The 15274-nt window shown below is 50.4% G+C and carries 15 protein-coding genes; 4 read left to right on the top strand and 11 right to left on the bottom strand.

Annotated features, from left to right (window positions below; genetic code table 11):
* Positions 1 to 99: 99 nt before the first annotated feature.
* The 6 genes from AR333_RS06975 to AR333_RS06950 all read right to left on the bottom strand — a co-directional run bounded on the left by AR333_RS06975 (position 100) and on the right by AR333_RS06950 (position 4934).
* Positions 100 to 1038: a B12-binding domain-containing protein gene (locus tag AR333_RS06975; RefSeq protein WP_068774550.1), complete on the bottom strand. Its 939-nt coding sequence runs from the start codon at positions 1036 to 1038 to the stop codon at positions 100 to 102.
* A gap of 113 nt (positions 1039 to 1151) precedes the next feature.
* Positions 1152 to 2030: a UTP--glucose-1-phosphate uridylyltransferase GalU gene (galU, locus tag AR333_RS06970; protein WP_068774549.1), complete on the bottom strand. Its 879-nt coding sequence runs from the start codon at positions 2028 to 2030 to the stop codon at positions 1152 to 1154.
* Positions 2027 to 2875, bottom strand: a complete 849-nt coding sequence (locus AR333_RS06965; protein ID WP_068774548.1) for a PHP domain-containing protein — start codon at positions 2873 to 2875, stop codon at positions 2027 to 2029. Before AR333_RS06965 ends, galU begins: the two co-directional genes overlap by 4 nt.
* Positions 2876 to 2923: 48 nt before the next feature.
* Positions 2924 to 3832 (bottom strand): selenium metabolism-associated LysR family transcriptional regulator, encoded by a 909-nt coding sequence (locus AR333_RS06960; protein WP_068774547.1) that lies wholly within the window; start codon positions 3830 to 3832, stop codon positions 2924 to 2926.
* Between the two features lie 116 nt (positions 3833 to 3948).
* Positions 3949 to 4386, bottom strand: coding sequence for a hypothetical protein (locus AR333_RS06955; protein WP_068774546.1), 438 nt, complete (start codon positions 4384 to 4386; stop codon positions 3949 to 3951).
* Positions 4387 to 4670: 284 nt separating this feature from the next.
* Positions 4671 to 4934, bottom strand: a complete 264-nt coding sequence (locus AR333_RS06950; RefSeq protein WP_068774545.1) for a YlbG family protein — start codon at positions 4932 to 4934, stop codon at positions 4671 to 4673.
* Positions 4935 to 4998: 64 nt separating this feature from the next.
* Between AR333_RS06950 and AR333_RS06945 the strand changes: the two genes are divergently transcribed.
* The gene (locus tag AR333_RS06945; protein WP_068774544.1) at positions 4999 to 6021 is read left to right on the top strand and encodes an asparaginase; all 1023 of its coding nucleotides are present in this window, start codon (positions 4999 to 5001) and stop codon (positions 6019 to 6021) included.
* Positions 6022 to 6205: 184 nt separating this feature from the next.
* Here AR333_RS06945 and AR333_RS06940 read toward each other — a convergent pair whose 3' ends face one another.
* The 3 genes from AR333_RS06940 to AR333_RS06930 all read right to left on the bottom strand — a co-directional run bounded on the left by AR333_RS06940 (position 6206) and on the right by AR333_RS06930 (position 10664).
* The gene (locus AR333_RS06940; RefSeq protein WP_068774543.1) at positions 6206 to 6655 is read right to left on the bottom strand and encodes a YlbF family regulator; all 450 of its coding nucleotides are present in this window, start codon (positions 6653 to 6655) and stop codon (positions 6206 to 6208) included.
* A gap of 135 nt (positions 6656 to 6790) precedes the next feature.
* Positions 6791 to 8995, bottom strand: coding sequence for a helicase-associated domain-containing protein (locus AR333_RS06935; protein WP_068774542.1), 2205 nt, complete (start codon positions 8993 to 8995; stop codon positions 6791 to 6793).
* The gene (locus AR333_RS06930) at positions 8985 to 10664 is read right to left on the bottom strand and encodes a DNA repair helicase XPB (protein ID WP_068774541.1); all 1680 of its coding nucleotides are present in this window, start codon (positions 10662 to 10664) and stop codon (positions 8985 to 8987) included. The genes AR333_RS06935 and AR333_RS06930 overlap by 11 nt, the downstream gene beginning before the upstream one ends.
* 193 nt (positions 10665 to 10857) lie before the next feature.
* Here AR333_RS06930 and AR333_RS06925 point away from each other — a divergent pair, with 193 nt between their 5' ends.
* Entirely contained in the window at positions 10858 to 11613 is a 756-nt protein-coding gene (locus AR333_RS06925) for a thermonuclease family protein (protein ID WP_068774540.1), read from the top strand.
* Positions 11614 to 11806: 193 nt separating this feature from the next.
* Here the strand turns inward: AR333_RS06925 and AR333_RS06920 are convergent, their stop codons facing one another.
* Positions 11807 to 12961: a M20 family metallopeptidase gene (locus tag AR333_RS06920; protein WP_084783578.1), complete on the bottom strand. Its 1155-nt coding sequence runs from the start codon at positions 12959 to 12961 to the stop codon at positions 11807 to 11809.
* Positions 12962 to 13169: 208 nt separating this feature from the next.
* On the opposite strand from AR333_RS06920, the gene AR333_RS06915 reads away from it, so the two are divergent.
* Positions 13170 to 13517, top strand: a complete 348-nt coding sequence (locus AR333_RS06915; RefSeq protein WP_068774538.1) for a YugN family protein — start codon at positions 13170 to 13172, stop codon at positions 13515 to 13517.
* A gap of 10 nt (positions 13518 to 13527) precedes the next feature.
* Positions 13528 to 14712: a putative lipid II flippase FtsW gene (gene ftsW, locus AR333_RS06910; protein ID WP_068774537.1), complete on the top strand. Its 1185-nt coding sequence runs from the start codon at positions 13528 to 13530 to the stop codon at positions 14710 to 14712.
* A 125-nt stretch (positions 14713 to 14837) separates the two neighbouring features.
* Here the strand turns inward: ftsW and AR333_RS06905 are convergent, their stop codons facing one another.
* Positions 14838 to 15224, bottom strand: a complete 387-nt coding sequence (locus AR333_RS06905; protein WP_068774536.1) for an Asp23/Gls24 family envelope stress response protein — start codon at positions 15222 to 15224, stop codon at positions 14838 to 14840.
* Positions 15225 to 15274: the final 50 nt, after the last annotated feature.

Here is a 15274-nt window from a genome sequence, read left to right as displayed (position 1 = left end):
CAAACGAAACTAAATAACCAGTCGCCGCTTGAATTCCGACGACTGGCTGCATAACTTGAAAGGTGTTTTGATCCCTGTCTCACAAACAGGGGTCAGTCCCTAATTCGCTGTCAGCTTTTTTAATTTATTCATGGCTTCCCTTGCGTCACCAGAGAGCAGATAGATATGCTTCGTACCAGGCAGAATTGCATCTTCTTCAATCACACTTCCGCCGATAAAAACTTTAGTATCCAGTCCCCGTTCTACGATAGTCCGGTCCAATTTCATATAGAAGGGAACCGACTCTTGAAGCTTAGGCTTCATTGTGGTGCCGAAAGCGAAGGCAGCCGGCTGCTGCTGCTGCAGGCAATCAAAAATACCTTTCTCTGAAGGAGAGGCCCCCAGATAGATGGTTTCAAAACCATTCTGCAGCGCAAAATATCCAAGAAATAAAATTCCGAGTTCATGCCGTTCGAGCGGCGAGCAGGCCGTGATCAGCTTCGGACTGCCGGGAGGAATAGAGAATAAGTTCTTTAACGCAAGCAGCCTTTCCCGTATAAAATGACTGCCGAAGTGCTCCTGATACTCCGAAATTTCGCCCTGCTCCCACAGCGTACCGATTTCAACAAGCGCGGGCTGGAGTACTTTCAGTAGTACAAAGTCCATCTGATGCAGCGCTATAAGCTGGTCAAAAAAACGCTGCGCCCCGGAATGATCGAGTTGGAGGAACAAAGAGACAAGTCTCTGCTGGTATTCTTTGAGCTCGCTGCGCTCCAGCACCGACTCCGGTTCAGACTGTTCTGCCAGCATGATCTCAGCGGAAGCTGAGCTTTCCAGCAGCTGTTGTTGCTCCTGAACAGCTAGACCAATCGGCGTTCCCTGTTCCGCCTTGCTTTTCAGCCAGATCAGCGTCTCAACATCCTTCTTCGTATATCCCCTGTAGCCGTTAGGAAACCGTGCCGGCTTCACCGCTTCATAGCGTTCTTCCCATTTCCTGATGAGCTGGGTGGAAAGACCCGAACGCATGGAAACCTCTTTAATCGTATAAAGTCGATTCATTATGCGTACCCCCGACTTGCCATAAACATGACCTCATTATAAACCATTAACAAAGGTTGTACAACGAGTTATTGCCTGATTTATAGCAGTCGCCGGTATAAATGATCGCTCTCTTATGAGCCAAACCGCTCTTGGACTAAAGCCTTCAAATAAACTTCCAGCTCTTCTTTCAGCTCTTCGCGGCCCAAAGCCATTTCAATTGTAGCTTGAATGTAACCAAACTTGTCGCCTACATCATATCTTTTGCCCTGAATGGGGTAGGCGACCATAGGGCTGCGCCGGTTTAGAATACGCAGCGCGTCCGTGAGCTGAATTTCGCCGCCTCTGCCCGGTTCGCAATTTTCCAGAATTCCAAAGATTTCCGGCGTAATGATGTAACGTCCGATAACCGCCAAATTGGAAGGAGCATCTTCTTGGGACGGTTTTTCCATGAGATCTGCAATCGTTTTGTACCTTGTAATTTCGTCGGATGGAGCCACGATGCCATATTTACTTACATCCTCCCAAGGTACTTCCCTGACCCCGATAACGGAAGTTTGCGTTTCCTCGAACACATCCATCATCTGGCGAAGGGCCGGTTTCTCCGATTGGAGAATGTCGTCACCCAGCATGACGGCGAAGGGTTCATTGCCGATGAATTTACGTGCACAATAGACGGCATGACCAAGACCTAGCGGCTGTTTCTGCCTTATGTAATGAACATCGGCGAGACTCGACACAGAGCGGACAAGTGCCAGAAGTTCATCGCTTCCCTTCTCTTCCAGCATTAACTCAAGTTCAACGGATTTATCGAAATGGTCTTCGATCGCGCGCTTATTGCGTCCCGTAACGATAAGAATGTCCTCAATTCCGGATTCGATCGCTTCTTCTACGATATATTGGATCGCAGGCTTATCCACAATCGGGAGCATTTCCTTAGGCTGCGCTTTGGTCGCCGGTAAGAATCGCGTACCCAGACCTGCCGCCGGAATAATTGCTTTGCGTACTTTCACCGGCTGTCCCTCCGCTTCTGGAGCATCCGGACAGTATCTAGTCCGGTACGCCGCGATCCAAGCGGCGCGTGGAACACTTTACCCGCCCTCACTCCGTGAAAATCGGAGCCTGCTGTTTCGATCAGACCATGTTCACGTGCAATCGTTTCGTAATGGGCGACTTGTTCAGGCGTATGATCCGCATGCCGGGTCTCAATCCCATCCAGCCCGTACCGGATAAGTTCCGCAACAATATCATCATCCCCGTAAATACCCGGATGGGCCAGAACAGCAACACCGCCCGCTTCCCGGATCCAGTCGATGGCCTGGGTCGGATAAATACGCGGTGGATTCACATAAGCGGCTCCCTGCTTGCCTAGATACCTCTCAAACGCTTCCCCCATCGTGCTTACGTACCCTTTTGCAAGAAGAACATTCGCAATATGAGGTCTTCCAATCGTATCCTCCAGCTGCTTGTCCGACTCAAGATGCTCCAGCACTTCTGCCATCGTCACGGATATCCCCATCTCCCGCAGTCGTTCAAGCATCATTTCATTCCGCTTATTCCGCGTGCCGCGCAGCTCCTCCAGACGGCTTAGAAACAGAGGATCTTGGATATCCATATAATAACCCAGCACGTGGATGTCCTGTCCCCCTGCTACTGTACTAATCTCTATGCCGGGAACGACCTCAATACCGATACGCTCCCCCTCTTTAACAGCTGCCGGAATACCCGCCACGGTATCATGATCCGTAATTCCAACGGCAGACAAGCCTGCCTCCTTGGCAATTCTCACGTTCTCTTCCGGGGGCAAAGTCCCGTCTGATGCCGTCGTGTGTGTGTGCAAATCGGCCCATTGTTCCATTCCTCTGGTTCCTCCCTCAAGTCAATCTTCTAGTCATTTCGTACCTGTTCACAGCCATTTGTCCAGATCATCCCGCCTCATAAAATTAAGGAAGCTGACGGCCGACAAAGGCAGCAAAGTGGAATTTAAATAAATCGCATGAAAGCTTCGCCTGAAAGAAATTCCTTCGATTTCCTTTAACTTCAAAATCCCCAGACTCACTTCGTGCTTAACCGAGGTTTGGGACAAGATGGAGATACCCAGACCGGCTTCTACCGCGGATTTTATCGCTCCTGTGCTCCCTAACTCCATTACTATATTCAAAGGAGAGCGTATGCCTCTGCGTTCCAATTCTTCTTCCATTACCCTTCTCGTTCCCGATCCTTCCTCACGCAGCACAAAAGGAAAGCGGAATACATCTTCCATTTGAATTACCTCAAGTTCGGCAAGAGGATGATCTGCAGGCACGATGAGCTTGAGTTCGTCACTCAAAATAGCCTCCGTGTGGACATCGGGATGCTGAATAGGCGCCTCCACCAGACCGAAGGTCAACTGATGAGCGAATACTTCATCCAAGATTTGGGTAGTGTTCATCACTTTCATGGATACCGATATATGGGGATATTCTTTGCTGAAAGGTCCCAGAAGACGCGGAAGAATATACTCTCCCATCGTCAGTGAAGCACCAAGCTGCAGTCGTCCTTCCGCCATAGCGCTATAACCCGTCATAGCACCTTCAGTTTGGCGAATCAATTCCACACACTTGCGCGCATAAGGAATAAGCGCTTTACCGGCTTCGGTCAGCTCGATTTTTTTGGTGGAACGATGAAAGAGTTTAATCCCAAAGTGATCCTCAAGGGATTGAACCTGCATCGTTACGGCGGGCTGCGTCATATGCAGCGCCTGTGCGGCATGCGAGAAGCTCCCCTTTTCGGCAACGGTATAAAAAATATGTAGCTGATGAAAATTCAGAGCCATATCATCGCCGCCTTTCTTTGCCCCTATTATACCAGAACTTCGTGTACGAAAAAGAGCATGCCTGCAATAGCAAGCATGCTCTCCGCAAGACAATGGAGCTAAGGAGCGGCTTCCGGTTATCTGCGCTTGCGGCTGTTCTTAATTAATGTCATACGGCGGGAATGACGCAGCCATGAATAGTACGATTTAAGATCCCGAAGTTCAATGGTCTCCGACATCCGCCCCAGGAAGGTCACGATAATCATTTTGTGCAAAGGATTGCCTGCAATATCCGTTTCATTCTCGATGACAGAGAATTCAGCTACCATCACGAGGTCATCCTCAACCAGATAAACATCCTGTTCATTTTTATAATAAGAAGCAATTTGGCCGTCCTTCAGCTTCTCCCATAAATAATCGCAGATGTCTTCAAATCCCGTTTTCTCGCTTTCAATCCGGTCTGCCCAACGGAGCCGAGCATGATTCGTGATGACAATGTCCGCAATTTTTTTGTCATTCAGGATAACATAAAAAGGTTCGTACGTGCTCCAGCGGTCCATTATTTTGTCCCTCATGAATCACAACTCCTCTCCACACGCTGTTAGGTCTTTATACCTACGCCATCTATTGTAACCGATCTATTAAATATTTCCAAATAAAAATTGTCACTTAACTTATTCATATGGCAGTGATCCCGAAAAAATGTCACACAAATGTAGAAAATTCTAAATAAACTAAAAAATCAAACTTTTAAATGGTGTGCTGCGGATGAACAGGAGTCCGGCTTCACCAACAAGCCTCAGAAAACACACGAGGGCACAACAAGAAGCGCAAACATCGTAACATTTGCGCTTTTGCCCTACAGTGTGTAAAATTTTGATTTGTCTGGTCCATTGCTGTCATACTCGGTTTTGATCTCGGCCCGGTATGAACGCTCCACTTTGCGAACATAAGCCAGCTTCTGCAGTTGGCGGATTGTCTCATCGTAGCGGCTTGCATTAATATAAAGAACCACGTACTGCATTTTTTTGGACATGTAGTGGACCGATCCGAAACGTTCCAAATTTTTGGCCGCCTTCAGGTCAGTCACCCATATGATTAATCCGGTTCGATCCGTTATCATGGCGGTTGACCCCTTTAGCTAAAAATTCATACATTGGTTAATAATCTAGGTTGGAGATGATTTTATGGTTCAGTCAGCTTCTGCTTCTTCAGCTGTTATCGCGCGGGTCGACCGCGGGCCCATTACCGAAAGCATTCACCGCGGGCACATCGCCGTCGTTAATAACGAAGGCCGCCTGCTCCATAGCCTGGGCGATCCGCAAGCGGTTACGTTTGCACGATCGACGGCTAAGCTGATTCAAGCGCTGCCGGTGCTGGAATCCGGTGCGGCATCCGACTTCGGGTTGTCGGATCAAGAAATCGCCCTGATCTGCGCATCCCATAACGGCGAGCCGGCGCACGTACAAACGGCGCGCTCCTTACTCGCCAAAGCCGGCGCAGATCCCGGGGATCTCCAGTGCGGCGCACATTTCCCCTTCCACAGACCAACCGCGAAGCGGATGAAAGAAGAAGGGGAAGCACCGACGCCGCTGCATAACAACTGCTCCGGCAAGCATGCGGGCATGCTCACGCTTGCCGCCAAGCTTGGCGAATCCGCCGACGACTACATGTCGCCGGATCACCCCGTTCAGCGGGAGATGCTGCTTGCGGTTGCCGACATGGCCGGCCTCACGCCCGGAGACATCCCGCTTGGCACCGACGGCTGTGGCGTTCCCGTGTTCGGGCTCGCCATTGACCGCTTGGCACTGGCCTATGCCAGGCTCGGCAAGCCGCGCGGCTTGTCCCCGGCACGCACAGAAGCCTGCGGACGCATCATTGGCGCGATCCGGCGCGAACCCGCTTACCTCGCGGGTGATGACCGCTTCGATACACAGCTGATCGAAGCGACAGGCGGGCGCATCATCGGTAAGATGGGCGCCGAGGGTTTGTTCGCGCTGACCGTACCGGAGCAAGGCCTGGGTCTCGTCCTCAAAATCGAGGACGGAGCCCAGCGTGCGCTCTACTGTGCGGTGCTGGAAGCGCTCAATCAGCTCGGACTCCTGAGCCCGTCCGAATTGAAAGCCCTTGCGGCATTTCGTGAACCAAAGGTAACGAACTGGCGCGGAACTGAAGTCGGCGTAATCAGACCTGACTTCCGCCTCTCTTGAAATGCAGCCGTGTTCCCGGAATCAAATTCCGGGAACACGGCTTTTTGGTTAATTATGCCTTCCGGCAAGAAGCGGAAGGTCATGCTGCCCTTTGCACTTGCGTGGAAGATACCTGGACTGGTCTGCTTCCGGCATCATGCGCAGGTCTCAGATTATCCCGCGCTTGCCAAAGACACGGATGAAGTCAGCCGCAGCTTGAGCAGCCCCCGGAGCAAGAACCTCCGGAACAACCCCCTCCGCCGGTATCAAGTCCGCCCGGAACTTTGATCGTATCCGACACAGCACCTGCGATCATTTTTGACACCGTATACAGCAGTTCATCTAACCGCTCTTCCGCTTCCTTATATTCGCGAATGCTCTGTACATTATCAAATTTCACCTGCACAGCCTGCACTCTATCCAGAGAGGCATGATAATCGGGATGAAAATGACCGAAACGTTCGCATTCTTCGAATAATTCCTTCGCTTTGTTGAATTCCCTGACAACTGACTGAGCTTGCAGATCATTCTCCATCGCATGCTTCCAATATAAGTAATCCGCCACTTCGACGGAACGGTTGATGGAATCGGCAACATCATACGCTTCCATTAGAATGGAAGACATATCAAGCGTCTTGGCTTCCGCCATACTCACTCTCTATCACTTCCTTTTGTGTTTCCTGTTCTACCTTATTATCATATCATAGTTCCACTGGAGTTTCCCCATTTTTTGAGATCCTTTACGATACCTTTTCCTTATCCCGCTGTTAAACCAAAGACAGCTAACCTTCTAATTGTGCACTTCTTTGAATCCGGGCAGGCGGACACAAATACTTCCAAATTCCTCCAGACCAAGCACCGCTCTGCGGCTGCACTCATATCCCTCTACAAATACACGATTGCCCTGATGCAGAATTTTTTTGGGCACTAGGGTCCTCACAGAACTCCGGCCGCTCTCTTCCTCACTCTTCATACAAATAACCGCGCCCCATTCTATTGCCTGACGGATTATATTCAAGCAGGTAGAAGGGTGATACCGGCGATACTCTGTGTACCATACGGCGGGAACGCCCCAGAGACCTTCAATCAATTCCTTATACGCGGGAATGCGGACGTCCAAATCCAGATATTGAACCGGATCATTATCGTAGATAAGTCCTTTGGGATGATTCTCTCCCGTATCTTCCCCTCTATGCGGTGCTGCTGTTACAGCTTTCTTCGGCTTCCGGCGAGCCTGATCGTTCAAAATTTGTTTCCGGGGGGAAAATCCCGCATGTTCGAGAATATGGAGAAGTTCCCGTTGTTCGTGGTCCCGGACAATAAAAGTATCTTCACCGAGCTTCTCCGCTACATAAGATTGAAGCTTCGGATGCCTCTCTATCTGGCGGGCTACAGCCGGGTCTGCACAGCGCAGCACCGTAATATCGGCCAGATACACACGGCCGTACTGCTCGCCCCAGGCAAGCAGAGTAACCCGCACCGGATCCGGCAATCCATGACGGGAATATCGATCCAACAGCGCGGCCGTATGCTGAGCCGATATTCCCATGTCAGCAGCCCGCTGAACCGATTCTTTCGTCAAGCGGTAAACGGCCACTTGATCCGATCTCAGCCACTCCGCAGTCCGGGCGACTTCCCAGCGGACGTAAAGCGGACATTCAGGCGGGACCATAATTTCAAAATCAGGCTGTACGAACAGGCAGCGTGCTGAATCATTCCCTGCCTGCTCCGCCACTTCGTAACCCGGTGATCTATCCGCTGAATCTAATCCACGGAATAAGCCTTCTTCCAGCCGGGAAGAGGCTTCGTCTCTTTCATTAGAGAGAGTCGCTTGGCTCTGCAGAAGTAGAGAAACGGCCGCATCCGTACCCGGCCTAGCCGCATAATCAATCGGAATGAGCCATTCAAACTCGCTGTCCCAGCCCCCCTGGACCGGGTGCCACTCCAGCCATCCGAACGCGCGCATAGGCTGCAGCCAAGTTTCGATTGCCTCCGGTATCAACTGGTCCGCTTCCTTCGCGCTCCCGACAACTCCCCACATTCTAAGCAGATCTACCAGGACCGATAAACTCTGTTTGTTTCCGGCAGGCACCCTTTCCATCAGAAGAACAAGATGCTGCAATGGACTGGTATCTGGAATTCTATGCTCTCTCCAGAGCTTGTAGAGGATTCCAATCCGTTCCGGACGCTCCTTATGCAGCCACTCACGCAGCTTCTCTTCATCACACTCTATCCGGTCTGCACTGCGGGCAGCAAGTCCGAGTTTAAGCAGAAAATCAAGAGCCACGGCTACCGCCGGACTGTACGTATCCCCGAAAGGATACTGTAATTTACAGCCCGCTAAATCTGTTTCTGCAAACGTAAGCCGGTCAGCCAGTTTCTGCACATGCCGCTTGTGAATAGCTCCACGCTGCGTAAGCGTCAATTCGTGCAAATCGACATAGCTTAGGGCGGCAAACAGATCGAGATCAAGTCCCTGTCTGGGCTTATCTCCGGCATCTGACAATTCCTTAATTCGCAGCACCGCTTCTGCTGTTTGTTGTTCTTTCTGTTCGCTGCTGCTTTGTGACGCTTCTACTCCGGTAATTTCTTCACTCCATTTACTTATCGGAAAATATATCCGCTGCCAAGCTCTCATCCCGTCATGAGGAAGGAAATATAACAGATCCCCCCATGATTTGCGGAAAGCCGCTATAACTCCACAGGCGCGCAAACTTCCTAACGCGCTTCTCATAAAAGCAAGCGCCCACTGCCCGGCTGCTTCCTCCAGCTCTCCGGGCGTGAAGGCCCGGCTGCCGAAGCGGACCAGGATCAAGCGCAGAAGGCTGTCTTCTTCCTCGTTTAAACCACTGCGCAGCACTCTCAGGGAGGTGTCATCGGCAAAAGCATCCTCAGGCATTAGCCCTTTCTCAGCCGCTTCTCTCACCCAAGTCTGCGCAAATATACGATCACGTGCAGATTGCGGCATTTTAGCGAACATCTGTCTATAATTCATCGTCTCCCTCCTCCATCCGGTACTCGTAGCCCTGCTCCAACAAAAACACTCTCCGTTTCAGCGCATATTCCTGCTCGGTTGTCCCTTTACTCACCAAGGTATAAAAAAAAGCGCGATTCTCTTCCCGCTTCGGCCGCAGAATCCGTCCCAGACGCTGGGCCTCCTCCTGCCTGGACCCGTAGCTTCCCGAAACTTGAACGGCAACCGAAGCATCCGGAAGATCAACGGCAAAGTTGGCAACTTTAGAAACCGCCAGCACCTTCACTTGCCCTGTCCGGAAATCCTGGTACAGCCGTTCCCTGTCTGTCTGGGGCATGGCTCCTGTAATAAGAGGAAGATTGAGCCGCTTGGCAATGCCGCGCAGCTGTTCTAAATATTGCCCGATGATCAGTATGAACTCACCCTGATGCCGCTGCAGAATCTTTATAAGAACATCTATTTTTGCTGGATTCTCGCCCGCAATCCGAAAACGGCTCCGCTTGTCCGCTTCATAATAGAGCTGCATGGATTCCCGAGGCATTCCCACGGCGACTTCGCTGCAGGTAACCCGGGCAATCCAGCCGCTTTCTTCCAGCCGCTTCCATGGCATGTCATACAATTTGGGCCCGATTAAGGAGAAAACATCGGCTTCACGCCCATCCTCCCGGACCAGCGTAGCCGTAAGGCCAAGCCTCCGGGTAGCTTGAATATCCGCAGTCGCCCGGAAGACCGGAGCAGGAAGAAGGTGCACCTCATCATAAATGATGAGTCCCCAATCACGGCTGTTGAACAGGTTCATATGAACCTGCTCTCCCCCTTTTTCCCGGCGGTGGGTCAAGATTTGATAAGTCGCAATCGTAATGGGGCTAACCTGCTTATGGGCTCCGCTGTATTCCCCGATCCTGGATTCATCCAAATCTGTCTTGGCTTTGATTTCTTTCATCCATTGACGGACAGAAGTAATATTGGTCGTTAAAATCAACGTCGCGCAGCTCAGCCTTGCCATAACAGCCATACCGATCACGGTCTTCCCTGCTCCGCAGGGCAGCACCAGAACTCCGCTTCCGCTATCGGTCCCGGCAGGAGACCGGAAACTATCGACGGCCTGCTCCTGATAGCCGCGGAGAGTCACTCCGCTAAGACTTACAGGCAATTCCTCTCCTGAATGATAACCGGCCTGATCTATTACCGGATAACCCAGACGCGTCAGTTCTTGTTTCAACAGCCCCCGCAAATCAGGCTGGATAACAAGAAAATCCTGTGCCCCCGCCCCTTCCGAAAGTCCGGAACTGCCGCTGATAAAGCGCCTGAAATCTTGGAGTCCCTTTATTTTGGCCAGCAGCTCCGGACGCTCACTTTTCAGCAGTAAACAGCCGCTTGCCGATACAAGCCTGAGCAGCCCATACCTGTTATGGGTTTCTATTATTTCTTCCGCCGCCTTGCGCGGTAACCCATACTTCGATTTTTCTTCAAGAAAATGAACGATCCGCGCGCTTGTTATTCCGGAAGCCGCTGCGTTCCATAGAGATAACGGAGTAATTCTATAGGTATGAAGATGTTTCGGACTTTTAATCAATTCCGCAATCCATGCAAGCTCAGCCCGTACGGCTTCAAAGTTCTCATGATCCGTTTCAAGCAATATAGTTAAGTCATTCTGGACGATCAGAGGAGCGGAGTCACGCAAGTCCATGGCCTACATCTTCCTTCATTGGTCTGTCTTCTATTTAATAGTATGAAAGGAAGCCCAATGAAATAAACATGCCACGGACATCGGGCTATCCGATTTGTGCTCCATTTCGGAGCATTGTATAATAACTAGGTTCCACACACGCACTCACCACGTGAACTTTCTACTCCAAAATGCTAACAAGAGGACGGATCTTATGAAGAAAATTATAATGCTGCTGCTGATTTCGATGACGACATTACTCGCCTCCGCCTGTAGTGCGGGCAATGAATCGGGCTCTTCTTTTACCGATCAAATTTATAAACATTATCCGCAATTGAAATCTCAAAAGATGACGACCGGTCAAGTTAAGCGCGTTGTAGATGGAGATACTTTTACACTGGAATCGGGAGAGAAAGTACGTCTTATCGGTGTAAATACGCCAGAGACCGTCAAACCGGACAGCCCCGTAGAACAATACGGCAAAGAAGCCTCGGCTTTCACCAAAGATGAACTCACGGGTAAGAAGATATATCTCTTCAGCGATGCCGGTGATACGGATAAGTACGGACGCCTGCTGCGGTATGTATTTATAGACGGGCAGACGGTGATGTTCAATGAGCTGCTGATTCGAGAAGGCTACGCCAACGTCATGACCATTCAGCCGAACGCTATGTTTGCGGATGCCTTTGTGAAGCTTGAACGTGAAGCCAGACAGCAAAATAAAGGACTCTGGGGGGCCGAAAAGAAAAAGGGACAAAACTCTGACAGCAGTTCCGGTGAATCGGTTCCCAGTAAACCTGCCAGTACTGCCTCCTGCAAAAATCCAGATATTAAAGGAAATATCAACTCCAAAAATGAAAAGATCTATCATATGCCCGGCGGGGCCAGCTACGATCAGACACAAGCCGAAGAGATGTTCTGTACGGAGAAAGAGGCCCAATCGGCGGGGTTCCGAAAAGCGGGTAAATAAATAATCAATCGGCAGAAGTCAGACACAGATTGATTAATTCATCGCGTAATTAAAAAGGGCAATCCGTGTAAAAACGGATGCCCTTTTGGTTTCTTATACCGCCTGTATCCCGGTATGCCGCAATATTCTCGCGGCTTATATAACTATCTTCCATACTGTTCAACGAAAAAAAGTGCAGCGAACGATCCGTCAGTTAAACGACCGGCTGTGATTCCTTGGTGCTAAGAGCCATCCGAATCAGCAGCTTACCGGCGGTCAGCATAGCCCGCTCATCCAGATCGAATCTCGGATGGTGATGCGGATACGACGCTCCGATCTCAGGGTTGCCTGCCCCTACGAATATAAAGCAGCCGGGAATCCGCTCCAGGTAATACGCGAAATCTTCAGCCGCCATAACCGGCTCTAATGTCCGCACGTTCTCGGCAGGCAGCAGTTCGGATGCTACTTGTACAAAACGCTGGAATTCTGCCGCATCGTTCACAAGCGGCGGGTATCCGAGCCGGTAATCTATCTCGGCCCCAGCCCCGTACATGCGGCAGGTCGATTCTACTATTTCTTCGACTCTGCTCTTCACTTCCATTCTCAGCTCGGCATCGAAGGTTCTCGTAGTCCCCTTCATTTCGCACGATTCGGCAATAACATTAAAGTTCGAGCCGCCGTGCAGAGAACCGATTGTAACCACACAAGACTGAATCGGGCTCACGGTCCGGCTGACGATCGTTTGAAGGTTCACAACAACATGAGAGCCGATTACAACGCTGTCAATCGCCTGATGCGGCAGTCCGCCATGGCCGCCTCTGCCGCGGATAGCAAAATCAAATTCGTCTGCCGCCGCCATCATGGCCCCCGGTGTGGAACCTACCACGCCCAGTTCCAATGGTGTCCACAAGTGAACCCCATATATGAAGTCGACACCATCCAGCGCACCCGCCTCAATCATCGAGGCAGCTCCCCCCGGGGTTACCTCTTCAGCGTGCTGGAAAATAAACCGGATGCGGCCTTGAATCAGATCGCGGCGCTCACTTAGTATTTTGGCTGCAGCCAGAAGTGTCGAGGTATGGGCATCGTGACCGCAGGCGTGCATGACGCCCGGGACGGTCGATGCGTATTCACAGGTTTTCTCATCCTGAATGGGCAGTGCGTCCATATCCGCACGGAGCGCAACCGTGGGACCGTCCTTGTGGCCCTGGAGATCTGCAATAAGTCCGTGGCCGCCCATGTTTGTCTTCACATCTAGGCCCCAGTCCCTCAGTTTCTCGGCTACGAATGCAGCCGTGTTTACTTCTTTATAGGAAAGCTCGGGATGCCGGTGCAGGTGCCTTCTCCATGACACCATTGTTTCGTACATTGCCTCCAACTCGTTGTCCAGTGTAATCAAGGTATCACCCGCTCCAAGGTATTATTGGTTCTTCCTACCATTGTACCAAATCCCCCGGTGTCTTTCACCGCTAATTACAGATGAAAAATTACAACACGGCAGGGCTGCGTTTACTTGCAAGACTTTGGGAAACATACTATCATGGTTAAAGAATGTATAGATATTGGAGGCGTCTGATGTGATTATTGAAACAACTGGCTTTAAAGGCCTGAAAAGCGACCTTGCCCACCTCGATGATGTAACTACGAAACTTGGTTTCGTTCGTTGGCAGTGGGAGTATACACGAGCTACTTATGATTTGAAACTCGAAGACCAAACAACCAATGCAGAATACTTCCTGCGTGTAAACACCCGCGCGGAATCCGGTAAGTTAGAATCCCCTTATGCCATTCTGTATATTGAAGAAGCATACATAGGCAAAGCGACCTTCCCTCACGGATTAGATTACGAGTCTCCGATTCCGGATCATATCCTGAACAAAGCAAAGCAGAAGCTGACCCAACTTCATCAACTGCTGGCCCAATAGGGGACATCCAGTGAATGCCCCGCGCAGAGGAACACCTGATTTTCTGCTTCTTTTCCTGACCTTTGCTTTGGTCTGTTTCGGCGTTGTGATGGTATTCAGTTCAAGCTCGGTATATGCAGCTACAAGGTGGAATAATTCTTGGTTATTGACTTCCAACCAAATTATTTCCGTCCTGATAGGTACCTTTTGTTTACTGTTTACGATGAATATTAGATATACCAAACTTAAAAAATTAGTGATTCCGGCTTTTATAATCATACTTATTCTGCTGGTTGTCGTTCTTATGATCGCTCCCGAAGATAAAGGTGCACGAAGCCGGTTAAAGATCGGCCCCTTGAGCATGCAGCCTTCCGAATTTGCCAAGATCGGCATTATCATGTATCTGGCTTTGTTGATCGGTAAAAAGGGAGAAAAAATTAAAAAGCTTAAATCCGGCTTGCTGCCCGCTATTATCGTTACCGGTTTCGTTAGTGCTCTAATTGTGGTCCAGCCCGATGTCGGTACAGCCGCGATCTTTATCCTAACCGCCTTTACCGTCATATTCGTTGGAGGCGCCCGGCTCAAGCACCTCCTCATTCTAGGCGGATTAGGTGCAGCTGTCATCACGATCTTCATGGGACTCTATTTCGTATTCGATCCCCAGAGTGCTTCTTCATTCTTCAGTATTCGAATGGCGAGGATTAACACTTTCCTGAATCCCCGAGATGATATGCTCGGTGAGGGCTACCAGATCATGCACGCTTTATATGCGCTCGGACACGGTGGTATTATGGGAACAGGGTTCGGACAAAGTATCCAGAAGATGTATATACCTGAGCCGTATAACGATTTTATCTTTGCTATTATTGCCGAAGAGTTCGGTTTAATCGGAAGCTGCCTCTTTCTGCTCATCTATATCGTATTTATCTGGCGGGGGCTGATTATTGCCGTCCGCTGCCCAGATACATTCGGCATGCTGACAGGAGTAGGCATCATGGGAATGATCGGGTTCCAGGCAATCATCAATATTGGAGGCGTCATCGGCGCCATTCCAATGACCGGTGTCACCCTCCCGCTGATTTCTTACGGTGGCTCCTCGATTATGGCCACTTTGATCGGCATGGGGATTGTACTCAGTCTCTCACGCGAGCAGAATCGGCTTGAGAAGAAAGAGAAAGTGGAGAAGGTTACCCAAACGACCCGTGTATACCGGTAGGTCGGACCTTCTATACTGCCTGCTCCCTCATTCGAGCTGACGCCATTCAGAGGACAAACACAACAAAGAGGATGCTCTCAGAGCATCCTCTTTGCTTGGTTATGTACCTGCGATGAGCCGGAGATTTACTTCACACGCTGCGGATCGTCAAGGGCGGCGATCTCATCTTCCTTGAAGGAGACACCTTCAACCTTGACATTCACTTCCACAATCCGAAGTCCCGTCATATTCTCCACGGCTTCTTGTACATTTAGTTGAAGCTCTCTGCATACGTCCTGGATTCGGCTGCCATAAAGGACAATCACACGCAAATCAACCGCTGCTTCTACTTGTCCTACCTCAACAGAAACGCCACGCTGTACATTTTTACCGCTGAGGCGCTTGGCAAATCCTTCTGAAATCCCGCCTGACATCGCTGCGATCCCCGGCGTTTCTACAGCCGCCAGGCCGGCAATTGTAGCCACTACATCGTCTGAAATGCGAATATTACCCGTTTGAATATCTTCAGCCATCCGAACCACCCTTTCATCTATCATTACTCTTATTGTAAGTCTTGCCAAAT

The sequence above is a fragment of the Paenibacillus sp. FJAT-26967 genome (assembly GCF_001541095.1).
Taxonomy (GTDB): Bacteria; Bacillota; Bacilli; order Paenibacillales; family NBRC-103111; genus Paenibacillus_F.
This window is presented reverse-complemented; position numbering and strand designations above follow the sequence as displayed.

Coding starts and splice junctions, on each gene's coding strand:
- AR333_RS06975 (WP_068774550.1), bottom strand. CDS start 1,038: ATGAATCGACTTTATACGATTAAAGAGGTTTCCATGCGTTCGGGTCTT.
- AR333_RS06965 (WP_068774548.1), bottom strand. CDS start 2,875: ATGGAACAATGGGCCGATTTGCACACACACACGACGGCATCAGACGGG.
- AR333_RS06960 (WP_068774547.1), bottom strand. CDS start 3,832: ATGGCTCTGAATTTTCATCAGCTACATATTTTTTATACCGTTGCCGAA.
- AR333_RS06955 (WP_068774546.1), bottom strand. CDS start 4,386: ATGAGGGACAAAATAATGGACCGCTGGAGCACGTACGAACCTTTTTAT.
- AR333_RS06950 (WP_068774545.1), bottom strand. CDS start 4,934: ATGATAACGGATCGAACCGGATTAATCATATGGGTGACTGACCTGAAG.
- AR333_RS06945 (WP_068774544.1), top strand. CDS start 4,999: ATGGTTCAGTCAGCTTCTGCTTCTTCAGCTGTTATCGCGCGGGTCGAC.
- AR333_RS06935 (WP_068774542.1), bottom strand. CDS start 8,995: ATGAATTATAGACAGATGTTCGCTAAAATGCCGCAATCTGCACGTGAT.
- AR333_RS06930 (WP_068774541.1), bottom strand. CDS start 10,664: ATGGACTTGCGTGACTCCGCTCCTCTGATCGTCCAGAATGACTTAACT.
- AR333_RS06925 (WP_068774540.1), top strand. CDS start 10,858: ATGAAGAAAATTATAATGCTGCTGCTGATTTCGATGACGACATTACTC.
- AR333_RS06920 (WP_084783578.1), bottom strand. CDS start 12,961: ATGTACGAAACAATGGTGTCATGGAGAAGGCACCTGCACCGGCATCCC.
- AR333_RS06905 (WP_068774536.1), bottom strand. CDS start 15,224: ATGGCTGAAGATATTCAAACGGGTAATATTCGCATTTCAGACGATGTA.